This is a genomic window from Staphylococcus sp. HMSC034C12 (genome assembly GCF_001835895.1).
In the GTDB taxonomy this organism is placed as follows: domain Bacteria; phylum Bacillota; class Bacilli; order Staphylococcales; family Staphylococcaceae; genus Staphylococcus; species Staphylococcus hominis.
Genome location: NZ_KV826312.1, coordinates 1 through 18,273 on the forward strand (window position 1 = coordinate 1; position 18,273 = coordinate 18,273).

Consider the following 18,273-nt stretch of genomic DNA (forward strand, 5'->3'; position numbering starts at 1 on the left):
TCACTTATCCAGATACTTTATGTCCCAGCCTCTTCTATTTTGATATTTTAATTTTGTTGGTGTTTATAAGCAGCTTCTACAAAAGCTTTGAAAATTGGCTGTGGTCTATTAGGTCTAGATAAGAATTCCGGATGGAATTGACAAGCAATGAAGAAATCATTTTCTGGAATTTCTACCATTTCCACTAAACGACCATCTGGACTAGTACCAGAAAAGACCATTCCTTTATCTTCTAATTGTTCTCTATAAGCATTATTAAATTCATAACGATGACGATGACGCTCTTCAATATTTGTTTCATTATAAATGTCATGTGCCAAAGTATGATCTTTAATAGTACATGGATAAAGACCTAAACGTAATGTGCCACCTAAATCTTCGATATCTTTTTGTTCAGGTAACAAATCAATAATTGGATATGGTGTATTTGGATCAAGTTCTGCTGAATGAGCATCTTTAAGTCCTACAACATTTCTTGCAAATTCGACAGTTGCTAATTGCATTCCTAAGCAAATACCAAAATAAGGTATATTATTTTCCCTTGCATATTTGATAGCTGAAATTTTACCTTCACTTGCTCTAAAACCAAAGCCACCAGGAACTAAAATTCCATCAACATCACTTAAATAACTCTCTACATTTTCGTCTGTCACTTCACTTGAATCAATCCATTTTACTACAACATCTTTTTTCAATGGATAACCTGCATGTTTTAGTGATTCCACCACTGACAAGTATGCATCTTGTAAACTTACATATTTACCAACTAAGCCAATAGTAATCGTTCCATCTAATGAATTAACGGTATCTAATAAATATTGCCATTCATCTAATTGTGTATCGTATTTAGCATCTAAATCTAAGCGTTTAATTACAATATCGTCCATATTTTGAGCACTTAATTGTAATGGGATTTCATATAATGACGATGCATCTCTACATTCAATAACACTTTCTTTATCTATATCACAGAATAAAGCAATTTTATCTTTTAAATCTTGAGTCATTTCATATTCTGTTCGAACAACAATTAAATCAGGTTGAATACCTAAACCACGTAATTCTTTTACACTATGTTGTGTTGGTTTAGTTTTCATTTCTCCAGCTGCTTTAATGTATGGAAGTAATGTACAATGAACATACATAACATTCTCACGGCCAAGGTCACTTCTAATTTGGCGAATAGCTTCAATAAATGGAAGAGATTCAATATCCCCTGTTGTACCGCCTATTTCGGTAATGACCACATCCGCATTTGTACTTTCTCCAGCTAATAATAAGCGTTCTTTAATTTCATTTGTAATGTGTGGAATCACTTGAACTGTTCCACCTAAATAATCTCCACGACGTTCTTTTTTTAGCACATGTGAATATACTTTTCCCGCAGTGACATTCGAATATTTATTTAAATTGATATCTATAAAACGTTCATAATGTCCTAAGTCCAAGTCAGTTTCAGCGCCATCATCTGTAACAAATACCTCTCCATGTTGATAAGGACTCATTGTACCAGGATCAACATTTAAATATGGATCAAATTTTTGAATTGTTACTTTAAGTCCTCTGTCTTTTAACAATCTTCCTAGAGAAGCGGCTGTGATACCTTTACCTAAAGATGAAACTACTCCGCCGGTTACAAAGATAAATTTTGTCATTGTCTGACCTCCTAATTTATTAAGGGTTGCTTCCTTACTCTATCTCTACAAAATTTAAACATTTCCTAAAAATAAAAAAATCGCTCCCTCTCACATATTTGTAAGGGGAGCGTATAACATTTATACACGTGTCCTAATTAAAGGAGCCCGAATAAAATTTTAACATTTTTCATTCAAAAGTCAATTAAAACTAATATTTAGTCATTAAAATCTTCTGCATCTTCAAATGCTTCTTCTTCACCTTCAGCGATGTCGTCATCATCATCTTCTTCAATAACGATATCTGAACCGTCAATATCTTCTTCATTATCATCAGAATCATCTAATGTTTCTTGATCATCCGTTTGAGCTGGAATATCATCGTCATCATCCATTTCATCGTCGCCAAGTAACTTAAGATTTTCATCTTCTTCATCATCGTCATCAAGAATATCAAATTTTTGAATTGTTGGTGCAATTTTTTCTTCAATATCATCTACTGAATACCAATCACGTAATCCCCATTGATTTTCACCAACGTTTAAGAAACGTCCATCTGTATTTAAATCAGTATAAAATTGTACAATACGGTTTTCAATTTCATCATATTCATAATTACCAAGGCTTTTAAATTCATCAATAATATCGTAGAGATTCATTGTTGACCCTTTATCGTGTAATAAAGTATAAGCCATATCGATAAATGATTTTTCATCAACCATTTCTTTAGTATAATCTTGAATTTTCATTATAACTAAACTTCCTTTCAAAGGATTTTATTATCTTTATATTGCTTTTATTAATAGTAACAAAGATAAATTATAAATGACATTTTATGATTTCGCAATTGCTATTCAATTAGTAATTAATATATTTTTTGAAAATAACTAAGTCATCTGATTGATCTGTCTCAACAAAGCCGCTACTAATACATAATGGCTTAAGTTCATTATTTTCTCCAAATAATGTAATACCTATACTTCTTATTTCTTTAAAATGTTTACGTACATATGTAGGAAGTTGTCTTAAAGCACTCCCAGCAATCCCCTCTTTTCTTTGATCTTTATAGACTTCTATTGCAGCGATATTTAGATGAGTATTTAGATGTTCGAGTGCAATAAATCCAACTTTTTGATCATCTTTTAATAAATCAATAATTTGATACATTGCAATATTTGAATTTTTATTCTCAACTAATTTCAATGACGATACATGTTTAGAATCCAAATCTAAATAGTATAAACGTTCTTTACCGATGGGTCCTTCTTCTTTAGTAGCAGTATGCATGAATCCAGCACGTTCATATACATTCCATGCCCCTTCATTTTCAGTATCAACAACTAAATATAAATGATTGAAATCTGGAAATAATAGTTGAACATATTGAGGTAAATACATCATCATAGTTGTACCATAGCCTTGTCCTTGAAATTTTTCATTAATAGACAATGATCGAACATAAACGACATGCTCAGGTGTATCATATCCTTCATGTTGATAATACTGATGAAGTATGAAGAATCCTACTACATCTCCATTTTCATTAATGGCAATATTAGCTACTCGATTTTCATCTTTTAAAGCATCTTCTAATACAGATTTAGGTAATGATGAATAAATTTGTTGTCGTTCGCTTAATTCAAAGTTTAAGACATCATCGCGATATTGTTCTTCAAATTCCTGAATTGTAATATTTTCAAATTGCTTTACTATACTCATAAAATTAACCCCTATATCTCAAAGTTGTTTTAATAATATCATATATAACCTTTAAATCTTATAAAATAATCTATTTACTCTAATATTTACTATTTATTTTATAATATTGTAAAATAATTGCAATTCGTCAAAATTATTATAGTATTAACATGTCATATATTAATTTTAGAGGTGAAAAAAATGAGAGTAGGTATCGATGCCGGCGGTACATTAATTAAAATAGCAATGGAAGATGATACACACCGTACATTGTCAACTGAATTAACAACAGATATAAATAAAGTCATTCAATGGTTAAACCAAAATGAATTCGAAAAAATCAATTTAACAGGTGGTAACGCAGGCGTTATTGCTGAAAACATCAAACAATCATCCCAAATATTTGTTGAATTTGATGCTGCTTCAAAGGGATTAGGTATTTTACTTAAGGAGCAAGGCCATCATATTAATCAATACATATTTGCAAATATAGGTACTGGTACGTCTTTACATTATTATAACGGTCACCATCAAGAACGTGTAGGCGGAATTGGTACGGGTGGCGGAATGATTCGAGGTTTAGGTTATTTATTGACTGAAATATCTGATTATGAAACACTTACAAATCTCGCTCAATCTGGAAATAGAGATATTATCGATTTAAAAGTTAAACATATATATAAAGATTCTGAACCACCTATTCCTGGTGAACTCACTGCTGCAAACTTTGGCAATGTACTAAATAATATGAATGAACGTTTTACTAACTCAGATAAATTAGCATCTGTCGTGGGTGTCGTTGGCGAAGTGATTACAACGATGGCGATTACAGTAGCTCGTGAATATCAAACTAAAAATGTTGTTTATATTGGGTCTTCTTTTAATAATAATCCCTTACTACGAAAAGTTATTGAGGATTATACTATTTTACGAGGATGTCATCCTTTTTATATTGAAAATGGTGCATTTTCAGGTGCAATCGGTGTCCTTCATTTAAGCTAATTCAAACTAAAAACATTAACATAAAAATCCCAATAGATTTCTTAAAAAAGAAACCTATTGGGATTTGATTTAAAATGATAATTCATTAGATACTTTTTGTGGAGAAACAATTGTACCTACGACTCCAGGTTTTAAGTCTACTGCGACAGCTTGATCATTATCTCTTAATTTATCAAGCCATTCACTAAATACACTACCTTCAATTTCGATTAAATCACATTCTTCAAAATCTTTATCACGAACTTTTCGTGCCCGATTTTTAATACTCCATACAGGCATAATATTAGGTTTTTGATTTTCTTTATCACTAATAAGAATAAATCTTTTTTCCCCTTTACGTGTTAAGCCAAAAACATGATTTTCTTTTGAAATATCTTTTGCAAATTCTTTAAGACGAATTTTGTCTAATTCAGACATGAGTTCATTCATCATGTCTACAACTTTGACAATATGTCCCTCTTCTTTACTTGAAGTATTGATTAAAATTTTATCACTTTCATCAAACAATTCATCCATATCATACGTAACGAACGTATCAATATCAATATTTAATAGTCGATCAAATTGAATGTCTGAGTGATTTAAATACTCTTTTGCGATGTCTTCATTCGTCCACATTCCTGTGTAATCACCATCTTCATGATGAATACGAATTAATTTTTTATTTTTACTAGCCAAAATAATGACTTCATTAATTAATATCTCTTTGAAATAGTCATTATGCTTATATTCCATTACAAACCCTCTCTCTTAATATACTAATTAAATGTTAAATTATATTAAAATTAACGTCAAACATCCATATTCTTTTTTATAATTAATTTAACCTATACTCTAACTTAATTAGTATCATCAAGTTCACTAATAAATGCTTGTTCTAATTGTTCAACTTCTTCTTTAGAATCAGCATTCCATATACATCCAAAGCGAGAATTCACTTCATCTTTACCAAACCAATCACCGTCATAATACGAAAGAGGATAAAGCACGCCTTGTTTAACATATTTTAAAATAACATTGAAGAAACGAGTATTATCTCCTCTTGAAAAATAACTATAAAATTTTTGATAGTTAGGATTTAATTCATCTTGTAATAGTAGCATGCTTGTCGAACCATTTTGTCTAAAATTCAAATCTATAGCAAATACATTATCATTTTCATCTAATAATAAATCAAATCCTGCCACACCAATAAAGCCTAAGTTCACTCCATTTTGCATAATTTCACGACCAGCTTGAATCACTTTTTCTGGAACATCATGCACATTTTCATTTCCTGCGTATAGACCATATTTATCAGTAATTTGATGGGCAGTACCTAGATAGGTGATACCTATTTCTTTAGAATATGCAAATTGGACACAATAATTTTTAACTGCTTCTATTTTTTGTTCAATGATTAAATTATCGGTAGCATGGGCCGCTTCAAATATTCGTTGAGTTGCTTTTTCTAAGTCTTCATCGTTATAGCAAATCATTACGCCATAACCACCTGCAGTTGGTAATTCATCTCCTGGCTTAATTACAAAAGGATAATCCCAATCTTTGATACGACCTTTGAAATCTCTAATTGACACAATTTCACGGTCTGGTAAATATTTATGATTTGTCCATTCAGGAATACGTGATTTATTATTTAAAGCTACAAAAACGTCTTTATCAATGGCATACGCTTCGTCATCTACTATGTCATTGTTTTCGATATATTGAAAATATATTTTTTTCCCTTCTTTATTGATAATCTCTTGTAACAAGCGTTCATACGTTTCACGATCTCTAAATGTATAAAGATGCTTTGGTATTTTTTTACCAATAAAATCAAATAGTTGTTGTAACTTATCTGTAATACTCGCTTCGTGTACAACAATCGGCATATCCTTAGCGATAATCATTTCACGACCAGTCAAAAAATTAGACTGATGCTCTTCTGTTGTGAGCCAAGGATTCAATGCATAAGAAGGCCTTGAATTATATACAATATTTTCATTATACAAATCACTTAACGTTAACTTTGGAACACTATATTCATTTTTCATTTATTTACCCCTTTATTTGAGAATGTTGCTCTACAACCTCATCAAATAGTTTTTTATTTTCAATTAATTCTAGTCCCATAAGAGCAATAATTTTTGCGCCACGAATCAAAGCTTGATCACCATGAACACTTGCAGCTGCTTCTCTAAAACGGTGTGTATGACCTACTAAATTTCTTGAGCCAATTTTAACATGTGGATGAATCGTAGGAACTATATGACTAACATTTCCTGTATCTGTCGAACCAAAACCAAAATCATCATAACTAACTTCTTCGCCAACTTCTATGGCGTATTTTTCAAATAATTCGTCTAGTTTAGGTGTTTTTATAAATTCATTTACACCATTTTGAATAGGACCAAATTCATAGTCACAACCCGTTTGGATGGCTGCACCCCTTGCAATTTGATTAACACGTTCTGTTAAAATATCAAGTTCTTTTCTAGTAGTGGCACGTGTATAAAATCTTGCATGCGTATAATCAGGTATAATATTAGCAGCTTTACCTCCATCTAAAATCACACCGTGTACACGATGACTTTTCTTAATCTGTTGACGTAATTGAGCTACACCATTGAAATAAGAAATCATCGCATCTAATGCATTTAAAGCCTCATCCGCATTTTCTGAAGCGTGGGCGCTTTTACCATAAAATTTAATATCAAGCACATCAACGGCTAATGTATTTATCGTTGGATATGTTTCATTTCCAGGATGAATCATAAGTGCAATGTCAATATCATCAATCACACCGGCTTTTACATATGAAGCTTTTGCACTTCCATTTTCTCCACCTTCTTCGGCAGGACATCCTAATACAACTACTTTTCCACCAACATGATCGATGACTTGTTTAAGTGCTATTCCTGCTAATACACTTGCTGTCCCAATGATATTGTGGCCACATGCATGACCTAAACCAGGTAAAGCATCATATTCAGCTAAATATCCTATAGTTGGTCCTTCTTTTTCAGACTGGTAAGTTGCAATAAAACCAGTAGCATGTCCGGCAATATCTGTTTCTATCTCAAAATCATTTGCTCTTAATTGATCAATCAATGTTCTTGATGCAAATATCTCTTCATTGCCTAACTCAGGACGCTCGTGTATACGATGGCTTATTTCGACATAATCGTACTTTTTATTCTCTATATAGTCTAATATCTCTTGTTTACTACTCATCAATTTATACTCCTTTTATACACGAATATTAATATCTATATTTATTTAGACATCAAGTCAATCAAATTCTTGATGTATCTTTAAATTTAATTATTACTTATTTTATCGGATTTACTATAGATTGTCATCACATTCATTTGAATTTACAAAATTTTCTTACAATAAGTATTCAAATCACTTAATTAAGAAAATTGTAAATGATTGGCACTCTTGTTACAATCATATTATTCAAGCAATGTATTTATAGGAGGAAATAAATATGACTAAAATGAACGTTGAAAGTTTTAATCTTGACCATACAAAAGTAGTTGCACCATATATTCGCTTAGCAGGCACAATGGAAGGGATTAATGGAGACGTTATCAAAAAATATGATTTACGTTTTAAACAACCAAATAAAGCGCATATGGATATGCCAGCGCTACATTCATTAGAACATTTAATGGCTGAAAATATTAGAAATCATTCTGATAAAGTTGTAGATTTAAGTCCTATGGGTTGTCAAACTGGTTTTTATGTTTCATTTATTGATCACGATGATTATGAAGATGTATTAAATATTATTGAAAAAACTTTAAATGATGTGTTAGAAGCTACAGAAGTTCCTGCTTGCAATGAAGTTCAATGCGGTTGGGCTGCTAGTCATTCTCTTGAAGGTGCTAAAGCACTCGCAAAAGAATTCTTAGATAAGCGTAATCAATGGGACGACGTTTTTGGTGAAGGCAAATAATTAATAATTAAATAAATAATACCCTACCTAAAGCATTTAGGTAGGGTATTATTTATTTAAGTTTTATTATAATTTTTTTACGATAGCTATTAAAATGAATTGAAGTGGTAATCTTAAGTATAATGCCCACTTAGGAACAGATTTATTTCCTAATGGTAATTGCTTTCTTGCCATGTAAATGTTTCCTGGAAAAACCGCAAGTAAAAATGCATTAATACCTTTTTTCAACCAATCCGCAGGTTTTTTAGCTAATAACATAACTCCAAAGAACATTTCAAATACGCCTGTCACTAAAACTGCTGTTTTTCGTAATGGTAAATACTCCGGTACAATCGATCTAAATTGACGTTCCTTTGTAAAATGTAGTATTCCTGCTGTTCCAAATGCTAAACCTAACAAATATCTCATTATTTTCATAATTATTCAACTCCCATTTCTTTTAAATAACTTTTTCCGTATTTTGGCAATTCAACATTGAAATTATCTGCAATTGTTGCACCAATAGAACTAAATGTTGTATCTCCTGATAATTCATAGTATGCATCTATTTTAGGGCTAAACATAAGCACTGGAATATATTCTCTAGTATGATCTGTTCCCTCTGCAATTGGATCATTACCATGATCAGCAGTAATAATCACTAAATCATCTTCTTGTAAATTATCAATTAATTCTGGTAAGCGTTCGTCAAAATCTTTAATGGCTTGTGCATAACCTTCTTTATCACGACGATGACCATATAAAGCATCAAAATCAACAAGATTTAAGAAACTTAATCCATTGAAGTCTTTTTTGACAACTTCTATTAACTTATCCATTCCATCCATATTATTTTTTGTACGAATGGCTTCAGTTACACCTTCGCCATCATAGATGTCATTGATTTTACCAATAGCAATAACATCATAATCACTATCTTTTAATGTATTCATAACAGTTTTACCAAATGGTTTTAAAGCATAATCATGACGATTAGATGTACGAGTAAAGTTTCCTGGTTCACCAACATATGGACGTGCAATAACACGGCCAATTAAGTACTTAGGATCCTTAGTTAATTCACGAACCTTTTCGCAAATATCATACAATTCTTCAAGTGGGATAATATCTTCATGTGCAGCAATTTGAAGTACTGGGTCTGCACTAGTATAAACAATTAAATCCCCTGTTTTCATTTGATGTTCGCCTAATTCATCAATAATTGCAGTACCTGAAGCAGGTTTATTTGCTACAACTTTTCGACCTGTCATTTCTTCAATCTCTTGAATTAATTCGTCAGGAAATCCATTTGGATAAACTTTAAATGGTTGCATGATATTTAGTCCCATAATTTCCCAATGTCCTGTCATCGTATCTTTTCCAACAGAAGCTTCACTTAATTTAGTATAAAAAGCACCTGGTTGTTCAACTTTATTGACTACTGGCAAATCTTCAATATTACCTAATCCTAATTTTTCTAAATTAGGTAATGATTGGTTAAAACCTTCTAACGTGTGTTTTAATGTGTGTGAACCTTCATCATTAAAAGCTGCAGCATCAGGTGCTTCACCAATACCTACTGAATCCATGACAATTAAATGTACTCTTTTAAATGGTGTCGTCATATTTAACACTCCTACTCTGTAATTATTTTATGAATTAATGTTGGTGTTTTTGCTTGCGCTTTAATTTCGATACTTTCGTCAAGTTTCTTAATTACATCATCAACATTTTCACGATTACTGTGAATCGTTAATAAAGACTCTCCTTCATTGACGTTGTCTCCTACTTTCTTATTCAACACAATGCCAACACTTAAATCTATGTCATCTTCTTTCGTTTGTCTTCCCGCACCTAACATCATTGAAGCAACGCCAATTTCATTAGCAATAAGCTCTGAAACTACACCACTTGATTTTGCTTTATAATCAATTTGATATTCGGCAGTCGGTAATAACTCCGGTGAATCGACAACTGAAGCATCGCCACCTTGATTTTCTAAAAATGTTTTGAATTTATCTAATGCTGAGCCATTTTCAATGGCTTCATTGAGCAATTGACGCGCCTCTTCAAGTGTACTTGCTCTTTCAGCAAGTACGACCATTTGTGAACCAAGCGTTAATACTAATTCAGTTAAATCTTCAGGTCCTTGACCATTTAATGTATCAATCGCTTCTTTTAATTCTAAAGCATTCCCAATCGCACGACCAAGTGGTTGGCTCATATCTGAAATAATAGCCATTGTATTTCTACCAACATTATTTCCTATGCTAACCATAGCATGTGCTAAAGCCTCGGCATCTTCTAATGTTTTCATGAATGCACCATTTCCAGTTTTAACATCTAGGACGATTGCATCAGCACCCGCGGCAATTTTCTTACTCATGATAGATGATGCGATTAGAGGAATAGAGTTAACTGTTCCTGTAACATCTCTTAATGCGTATAGTTTCTTATCTGCAGGTGTTAAATTGCCTGTTTGTCCAATCACTGCAACTTGATCTTCATTAACAAGTTTAATGAAGTCCGCTTCAGAGATTTCAACATGAAACCCATCAATAGATTCTAATTTATCAATCGTACCACCCGTATGTCCTAAACCACGGCCACTCATTTTGGCAACTGGCACTCCCACTGCAGCTACTAATGGTGCCAACACTAATGTCGTCGTATCTCCAACGCCACCAGTTGAGTGTTTATCTACTTTAATACCATTGACTTTTGATAAATCAATAACATCACCTGAATTAACCATTGCCATAGTTAAAGCTGCACGTTCTTCTTCATTCATATCTTGGAAGAAAATCGCCATAGCTAAACTTGAGGCTTGATAATCTGGGATATCTCCTTCCGTGTAGCCTTTGATAAAGAATTCAATTTCCTCTTTAGATAATGATTTTCCATCGCGTTTCTTTTCAATAATATCTATCATTCTCATCATTCTGAACTCCTCTCAAAATAAGCTGTTGTATCTGTATGCTGTTACATCAACTGCATGATTAATAATCAGAATCTGACTCTAAACCTTGAATAATTTGGACACCAGCACTCGCACCTATACGTGTAGCGCCTGCGTCAATCATTTTATTGAAATCTTCTAAATTACGTACGCCACCTGAAGCTTTAACCTCTAATTCGTCTCCCACAGTGTCTTTCATTAATTTCACATCTTCTGGTGTAGCGCCTCCCCCAGCAAAGCCAGTTGATGTTTTAACGAAATCTGCACCAGCAGCTTTTGCTAGTTCACTTGCTTTCACTTTTTCATCGTCTGTTAAAAGAACAGTTTCAATAATAACTTTCACTATTTTTCCATTAGCTGCGCCAACTACGCCTTCGATATCTTTTTGAACGTCTTCATATCTTCCATCTTTAAGTGCGCCTATATTGATAACCATATCAATTTCTGACGCGCCATTTTTAATCGCATCTTCTGTTTCAAAAATCTTTGTAGCGGTTGTTGTAGCTCCAAGTGGGAACCCAATCACTGTACATACAAGCACATCAGAATTCACAAGCTGTTCAGAAGCATACTTAACGTGGGTTGGATTAACGCAAATCGATTTAAAATGATACGCCTTAGCTTCAGAAATAATTTTATCAATCTGTTGACGTGTTGATTCCGGTTTTAAAAGTGTATGATCAATATATTTTGAATATTCCATAAAAATTTCCTCCAATGTATTGCTCGAAAGCCAACTGTATTAACATAATTTATATGTTTCTCTCATTTATATAGTACAAAAATTCGCAAAAATTTTAAACAAATGTTATCTTTATTTTGAATAAAAATGTTAAGGAGAAGATATTCATGACAAACGGTACACCTCATATTCAACCTAATGGAACTAAAATTGCTAAAACAGTATTAATGCCTGGGGATCCATTACGTGCAAAATATATTGCTGATAACTTTTTAGAAAATGTTGAGCAATTTAATGAAGTACGTAATATGTTTGGATACACTGGCACATATAAAGGTAAAGAAATCTCAGTAATGGGTTCAGGTATGGGTATTCCAAGTATTGGAATTTATTCGTATGAGCTTTATAATTTCTTTGATGTTGATACAATTATTCGAATTGGTTCATGTGGTGCATTACAAGAGAATGTGAATTTATATGATGTCATTATTGCTCAAGCTGCTTCAACTAATTCAAATTATGTAGATCAATTTAATATTCCTGGTCACTTTGCTCCAATTGCAGATTTTGAGTTAATTACTAAAGCTAAACAAGTTGCTGATGATATCGGAGCAGTTACACATGTTGGAAATATTTTATCATCAGATACGTTTTATAATGCCGATAAACATTTTAACGATAGTTGGAAGAACATGGGTATCTTAGGTATTGAAATGGAATCAGCTGGCTTATATTTAAATGCAATTCATGCTGGTAAAAAAGCATTAGGTATTTTTACTGTAAGTGATCATATCTTAAGAGATGAAGCTACATCAGCTGAAGAACGTCAAACATCATTTACTCAAATGATGGAAATTGCTTTAGAAATCGCTGAATAATCACTTATCAATGTTAATATTAAAAGTTAAAAGAGCCATTGTAGACGTTTTATCGTCCACAATGGCTCTTTTTAAAATAGAATATTTAAACTAAATAAGATTTAAACATCCAATTATGTTTATCTACTGATGTTTGCATGCCAATAAACATATCTTCTGAAACATCGTCTCCTGCTTCTCCTGCAACTTCAATTGCTTTTCCAAGTTGTTTAGAAATTTGAGTTAAATCTTCAGAGAAAGCTTTAACCATTTCTTCAGCAGTGTAATGTGTTTCTGCTTCTTTTACAATTGAAAGTTCTAAACTTTCTTTTAATGTTGCTACTGGGTTACCTCCAATTGCTAAAATACGTTCTGCTAAATCGTCTACATATTGACTAGCTTCATTGTATAATTCTTCAAATTTTTCATGTAATGAGAAGAAATTAGGACCTTTAACATACCAATGGAAGTTGTGTAATTTTGTATATGCTACTGTCCAGTTTGCTACTTGTTGATTTAATTCTTTTACTACATCTTGTTGAGTCATCGAATCTCTCCTTTTTTGTACTTTTATACAGTCAAGTCTCTCTTTTACAATCATAATTATATTATAATAATTATAATCTGTAAAGTCATTTTACACACGCAATTAAAAAACATTAATACTTATGAATAAATATATAGAATCATTATCAAAAGCTTTATAATATATAATCAAAATATATAGATATTATCAATTAAAAAATAGTTTTCTCATTTATTGTCTATCATCATCAATAAAGAATGATTTTTCATATGCGTTTGGTTTATGCCAATGTGTTTTCCACATTTTATCTCTATTATTAGCAAACAGTCGATAACCTAAATTTCTTATTGGTAATGGCATTACTCTAAGTAGTATACCTAACCATTTTTTACTACTTAATGTTGTGATTAATTTTGCTACTGCAGTAGTCTCGTAATATAAACGATCTCCTTCTTGTAGTATCACACTATTTTTATTTTTAGCTTCGGGATGTTGTTTAAATAAATGTTGTCCCGCTTCTCCTTTTAAAGTCGCAAACTCATAATTTTTAGGTAAACCATGTTGTATTAGCCAAATACAATAATTATAACAATACACACAATTTCCATCGTAATAAACGATTGGCATGTTCCGTCACCTTCCTTTTTAACCTATTTAATATATTCCTTTTACAAGGACTCATTAAACACAGAAAAAGTGGATATAGAATTTATTTCAAATTCTATATCCACTTTAACTAATTATAGATTATGCTGTTTTTATCTAACTTGTTTGACATTATGCATCATGGTTCACTTTTACAATACGTGTATATTTTAAAAATTGTTGTGAATATTTATTTTTGATATCTTCTAACTTTTCGTATGTTACGCCAATAATATGCCAATTAGGATTAAAATGATAAAAAGAATTTTTTTCACGAGACCAAGTAATCATGTTACCGTCTTTATTATATCTAGGTAATGTAACTTCGTACCCTTCTAAAACATTAATATAAGTTTGAAATATATCTGGATCAAGTCTATTAAAGTTATCAATCACTAAGTAACTTTTGTCATTTTTAGACATAAGTTGTGTAATAAAACCTTCTCTATAATATAAGGCACCTGTCTCATTAGGTAGATATTTGCCATATAACATATCTTCACTAAAGTCAGGGTGACCACTAGTAATAACTGGATTAGCATTCGTTTTTTGTAAAAGATTATTGGCTGCTTTCAAACCTTCTTCACGTTTATCTACAACGAGTAAAATAAAAGGTTTAATGGTCTCATCATGATCCGTATTGAATCCTGGTTTTTTAATAGTCTCAAATGGTGTTCTAATCCCATCATTTTCACTCATGTCTATAATAGCATCGTATTGTGCTTGACTCATACTTGCTATTGCTTGCTTAGCATTTTCTTGTAAAAAGTATAAGTTCTTTAATTTAGGATGTTTATTTAGTGCTCCTAATGTAACAGGAGTGATATTCTTTTCATAATAAATCTCAATTGCAGTACTATTAGTACGACCAGGAATTGGAGGTTTTTCATGAATATGACGAGATACTTCACCAATTCCTACGACCGATTGATTACTATTCTTATCATAAAATATTAAATTATCCCCTACTTCTAATTGGTTATAAAAATGATAACCATTCCGTTTAATTCCATTATAAGTATGTGTAAAAATCGTATAATGGGTATCAGGTTCAAATTTTTCAGTTTCAGATAAAAAGAAATATCGAGGTAATTGAATGTTACCTTTTCCTAACTCAACGATTAATTGAAACTCCTCTTTTGTGAGTTGATTTATTAACGTTTCTCGCATATTATTCATTCGATAATCTAGCACTTCACTACGTTTTAAATAGTCAGTAGTTAAAGGCTTTAACTCTTCATTAAATTTAAATTCAACTCTAATTTTATTTTGTGCTCCTGTTTGAACACTAATAATTTCCCCAATTCCTAATAATCCAGTATCTGTTTGTACTTGATAAAAAATCACTTGATCGCCAATTTTAGCTTTTTTGAACGCTCGAAAACCCTGAGTAGGATTGAACTGTGCTCCAGACTCAAATAAAGTTGTTTGTCCAACTAATGGTTCATTATGGTTCCATCTTGTATATCCACAATTTAACCAAAAGTAATTTACTTCTTCTGCCATCTAGAATCTCCTTCTTACTTATTTTAAATTTAGCATCTTTATTCATGTATATATTAATATTAATTTTAGCACCTATTAGTCATTTTTAGATCGCTTAAATTTAAATATATGAATCGTCTATAAGATTTCGTTTTTTTTATTTTATCATATTTTTTTAATAGAGTTGACGTATTATTAAATCACTTTTTAAATTCAAAAAAGTGAAATAGAATCATATGAATCCTCACAAAATTCCATTTCACTATTAAAATATACTATCTCATTATTTAAACATTATTAGATTTCCGATTAACAGGAAGCGGAAGATAAAAAACTTCTAGATTCAGCTATCACACAAGAAAATCATGCTAGATATAGAAATTATTCCAACACGTCTGCTTATAAATTAAATTGATTAACTAAATATAACTTATAATTAGAGTGAACTCTCCTTCAAATACGCTATCTAAATCTTCAGAAGTTAAAATAAAATTAGATCCCTTTTCTAGCTTAAAGATTTCACCATCTGTAATCACTTGTCCACGACCTTCTAATACAGAAATAAGACAAAATTCACGAGGCTTCATATAATTAAGCGTTCCACTTATTTCCCATTTAACCATTGTAAAAAAGTCATTAGATACAATTTGGCTACGTTTATGATTTTCTACAATTGTAGTTTCAGGTACTATAGTAGGTGCATTTGCAGTAAATTGAATCACGTCTAATGCTTTGCTAACTTCTAATGATGATCCATCAGTTCGATTACGTTCATAATCATATACTCTATATGAAATATCAGATGATTGCATTGTTTCATATACTAAAACGCCAGAACCTATAGAATGAAGCATTCCAGCTGGTATAAAATAAAACTCACCTGGTTTAACTTTGATTCTTTCTACTGCATCCAACACCGCGTCTTCTTTTATCTTATTCTCAAATGTTTCTTTTGAATCAGCAGAAGTACCGAGTATAATTTCAGCGTCTTCTTCTGCATCAATAATATACCAACATTCAGACTTACCATATTGACCATTTTCAAATTCATATGCATACGAGTCGTCAGGATGAACGTGAATAGATAGAGGATGTCTTGCATCCACTATTTTACATAATAAAGGGAAATCTTTACTTGGAAAGTCTCCAAATAATTCTCTATGCTCATTCCATACTTGATCTAATGTTTGACCAGCATACTGACCATTTTCAATCATATTTTTTCCATTCGGATGTGCAGAAATACCCCAGCATTCTCCAGTTTGTTCACTTGGTATGTCGTAATTAAATTGATTTAACTTATTACCGCCCCATATTTTTTCAAAGAAAATAGGCTTTAAAAATAATGGCATGATTGCACCTCCTAAAACACGGTTATTGCTTCTCTCTTTATTTTAAAGTGAAATATCGTATTTAAATGATTATGTATAATTAGAACAATTGATGACCCACTTTATCTTTAAATTACTATCTATTTAAGCTTTTAATATATCAGATAACTAATTCTATATGAAAGCTGTTTCGCTTCTATCGTTAAACAAAAATTTTCACTCATATGTTTATTATATCAATTTCATTATTAATTTAATAGAAATTATATATATTAATAAAAAAGAATAGAACAGCAAGTTTTAAAACTCACTGTCCTACTCTAACACAGAACTTTTCATTTGTAATTAATTATCTAACTTAACTACTCAAAACGAGATAATGCTTCTTGAATAGATTGATGCCCTGAAAGAATTTGAAATTCTTTATTTTCAAATTTATTTTCAGAAGTCGCTACGTGTTTTAATACAGAAGCCACATCTTCGCGTGGAATTGTACTTCCTTCATCAAAATACAAGTCAGCTTTAATTTCACCAGTACCTGATTTATCTTCTAAACCACCTGGATGAACGATTGTATAAGTTAGTCCAGAATTTCTTAAATGATTATCTGCATAGTGTTTTGCAATTGTATAAGGTTTTAAATCTCCACTTGCATCAAATGCTTCACGACGTGAATCGTAAGTAGAAACCATTACATAATGTTTAACATTTGCTTTTTTACTTGCTTCAATCGTTTTCACTGCACCATCTAAATCAACAATGATAGTTTTATCAGCACCTGTGCTACCACCTGAACCAACTGAGAAAATAACTTTATCAAAGCCTTTGAATTTCTCAGTTAAATCATCAATACTATCTTTTTCTACATCTATTAAAATGGCATTAACACCTTGATCTTTTAACGCACTTTCTTGTTCTTCTTTACGAACACCGGCTGTAAAATCAACTTGATCTTCTTTTAATTGGTTAACCAATTTAGAACCTACGCCACCATTAGCACCAATAACTAATATACTCATAAACTTATTTCCTCCTTCAATTCATTTCATAGTTTATTAATACCACTTAATATCATTTTTAAACTTGTTTACTATACATCATTGACACTTAGACAAGAACACTATATATTAATATATGAATATATATTCATATATTAAAGAGGAGGTCTCATGTGATGTCCAATACAAATAAAGATAGAGATATATTTATAGATGAATACATGCTTAACCGTTTAACTGAGACATTTAAAGCGTTAAGCGATTATAACCGTTTACGTATTTTAGAATTGTTATATAAAGGTGAAGCTAGTGTTGGGCATATTACGCATACATTAAAATTAACTCAATCAAATGTATCACATCAATTAAAGAGTTTAAAACAAGCAGGCCTCGTTAAATCGTCACGTCATGGACAATCCATGATTTATTCTATAGACGATCAACATGTTTCTACTTTATTAAAACAAGCCATTCAACATGCTCATCATCAAAGAGGTGAATAATAAATGTCTAATCACACACACCATCATA

General features: G+C 31.4%; 19 protein-coding genes. 4 read left to right on the forward strand and 15 right to left on the reverse strand.

What is annotated here, in order from left to right:
* Positions 1-47 precede the first annotated feature (47 nt).
* From HMPREF2629_RS02950 to HMPREF2629_RS02960, 3 genes are all read right to left on the reverse strand, one after another.
* The gene (locus HMPREF2629_RS02950) at positions 48-1,655 is read right to left on the reverse strand and encodes a CTP synthase (RefSeq protein ID WP_019835603.1); all 1,608 of its coding nucleotides are present in this window, start codon (positions 1,653-1,655) and stop codon (positions 48-50) included.
* 197 nt (positions 1,656-1,852) lie between these two features.
* Entirely contained in the window at positions 1,853-2,383 is a 531-nt protein-coding gene (gene rpoE, locus HMPREF2629_RS02955) for a DNA-directed RNA polymerase subunit delta (protein ID WP_002448639.1), read from the reverse strand.
* A gap of 109 nt (positions 2,384-2,492) precedes the next feature.
* Positions 2,493-3,353 (reverse strand): GNAT family N-acetyltransferase, encoded by an 861-nt coding sequence (locus HMPREF2629_RS02960; protein ID WP_017175115.1) that lies wholly within the window; start codon positions 3,351-3,353, stop codon positions 2,493-2,495.
* 180 nt (positions 3,354-3,533) lie between these two features.
* Here HMPREF2629_RS02960 and coaW point away from each other — a divergent pair, with 180 nt between their 5' ends.
* A complete protein-coding gene (gene coaW / locus HMPREF2629_RS02965; RefSeq protein WP_048787792.1) occupies positions 3,534-4,334 on the forward strand; it encodes a type II pantothenate kinase in 801 nt (266 codons plus the stop codon).
* 69 nt (positions 4,335-4,403) lie between these two features.
* Here the strand turns inward: coaW and HMPREF2629_RS02970 are convergent, their stop codons facing one another.
* The 3 genes from HMPREF2629_RS02970 to HMPREF2629_RS02980 all read right to left on the reverse strand — a co-directional run bounded on the left by HMPREF2629_RS02970 (position 4,404) and on the right by HMPREF2629_RS02980 (position 7,550).
* Positions 4,404-5,069, reverse strand: a complete 666-nt coding sequence (locus HMPREF2629_RS02970) for a DUF2750 domain-containing protein (protein ID WP_017175113.1) — start codon at positions 5,067-5,069, stop codon at positions 4,404-4,406.
* Between the two features lie 104 nt (positions 5,070-5,173).
* Positions 5,174-6,370 (reverse strand): L-aspartate--L-methionine ligase LdmS, encoded by a 1,197-nt coding sequence (locus HMPREF2629_RS02975; protein WP_037541099.1) that lies wholly within the window; start codon positions 6,368-6,370, stop codon positions 5,174-5,176.
* A gap of 4 nt (positions 6,371-6,374) precedes the next feature.
* Entirely contained in the window at positions 6,375-7,550 is a 1,176-nt protein-coding gene (locus HMPREF2629_RS02980; protein WP_054105565.1) for a M20 family metallopeptidase, read from the reverse strand.
* 259 nt (positions 7,551-7,809) lie between these two features.
* Here HMPREF2629_RS02980 and HMPREF2629_RS02985 point away from each other — a divergent pair, with 259 nt between their 5' ends.
* Positions 7,810-8,280: an S-ribosylhomocysteine lyase gene (locus HMPREF2629_RS02985; protein ID WP_048680310.1), complete on the forward strand. Its 471-nt coding sequence runs from the start codon at positions 7,810-7,812 to the stop codon at positions 8,278-8,280.
* Between the two features lie 66 nt (positions 8,281-8,346).
* Here the strand turns inward: HMPREF2629_RS02985 and HMPREF2629_RS02990 are convergent, their stop codons facing one another.
* The 4 genes from HMPREF2629_RS02990 to deoC all read right to left on the reverse strand — a co-directional run bounded on the left by HMPREF2629_RS02990 (position 8,347) and on the right by deoC (position 11,921).
* Positions 8,347-8,697 (reverse strand): DoxX family protein, encoded by a 351-nt coding sequence (locus tag HMPREF2629_RS02990; RefSeq protein ID WP_019835528.1) that lies wholly within the window; start codon positions 8,695-8,697, stop codon positions 8,347-8,349.
* 2 nt (positions 8,698-8,699) lie between these two features.
* Positions 8,700-9,884, reverse strand: a complete 1,185-nt coding sequence (gene deoB, locus HMPREF2629_RS02995; RefSeq protein ID WP_054105564.1) for a phosphopentomutase — start codon at positions 9,882-9,884, stop codon at positions 8,700-8,702.
* 11 nt (positions 9,885-9,895) lie between these two features.
* Entirely contained in the window at positions 9,896-11,197 is a 1,302-nt protein-coding gene (locus tag HMPREF2629_RS03000) for a pyrimidine-nucleoside phosphorylase (RefSeq protein WP_017176093.1), read from the reverse strand.
* Positions 11,198-11,258: 61 nt separating this feature from the next.
* Entirely contained in the window at positions 11,259-11,921 is a 663-nt protein-coding gene (gene deoC / locus HMPREF2629_RS03005; protein ID WP_017176092.1) for a deoxyribose-phosphate aldolase, read from the reverse strand.
* 146 nt (positions 11,922-12,067) lie between these two features.
* On the opposite strand from deoC, the gene deoD reads away from it, so the two are divergent.
* Positions 12,068-12,778: a purine-nucleoside phosphorylase gene (gene deoD / locus HMPREF2629_RS03010; RefSeq protein ID WP_017176091.1), complete on the forward strand. Its 711-nt coding sequence runs from the start codon at positions 12,068-12,070 to the stop codon at positions 12,776-12,778.
* An 85-nt stretch (positions 12,779-12,863) separates the two neighbouring features.
* Here deoD and HMPREF2629_RS03015 read toward each other — a convergent pair whose 3' ends face one another.
* The 5 genes from HMPREF2629_RS03015 to HMPREF2629_RS03035 form a co-directional block, all read right to left on the reverse strand.
* Positions 12,864-13,304 carry a Dps family protein gene (locus HMPREF2629_RS03015; RefSeq protein ID WP_017176090.1) on the reverse strand — a complete coding sequence of 147 codons (441 nt, stop codon included), beginning with the start codon at positions 13,302-13,304 and terminating at the stop codon, positions 12,864-12,866.
* A gap of 210 nt (positions 13,305-13,514) precedes the next feature.
* Entirely contained in the window at positions 13,515-13,910 is a 396-nt protein-coding gene (locus tag HMPREF2629_RS03020) for a thiol-disulfide oxidoreductase DCC family protein (RefSeq protein WP_019835530.1), read from the reverse strand.
* Between the two features lie 150 nt (positions 13,911-14,060).
* Positions 14,061-15,434 (reverse strand): EVE domain-containing protein, encoded by a 1,374-nt coding sequence (locus HMPREF2629_RS03025; RefSeq protein ID WP_054105563.1) that lies wholly within the window; start codon positions 15,432-15,434, stop codon positions 14,061-14,063.
* 398 nt (positions 15,435-15,832) lie between these two features.
* Positions 15,833-16,765 (reverse strand): type I phosphomannose isomerase catalytic subunit, encoded by a 933-nt coding sequence (locus tag HMPREF2629_RS03030; RefSeq protein ID WP_019835532.1) that lies wholly within the window; start codon positions 16,763-16,765, stop codon positions 15,833-15,835.
* Between the two features lie 341 nt (positions 16,766-17,106).
* Complete coding sequence (locus HMPREF2629_RS03035; RefSeq protein ID WP_002448697.1) at positions 17,107-17,763, reverse strand: SDR family oxidoreductase; 657 nt, start codon at positions 17,761-17,763, stop codon at positions 17,107-17,109.
* 155 nt (positions 17,764-17,918) lie between these two features.
* Here HMPREF2629_RS03035 and HMPREF2629_RS03040 point away from each other — a divergent pair, with 155 nt between their 5' ends.
* On the forward strand, positions 17,919-18,245 hold the full coding sequence (locus HMPREF2629_RS03040; protein WP_002448641.1) for an ArsR/SmtB family transcription factor: 327 nt from the start codon (positions 17,919-17,921) through the stop codon (positions 18,243-18,245).
* Positions 18,246-18,273: the final 28 nt, after the last annotated feature.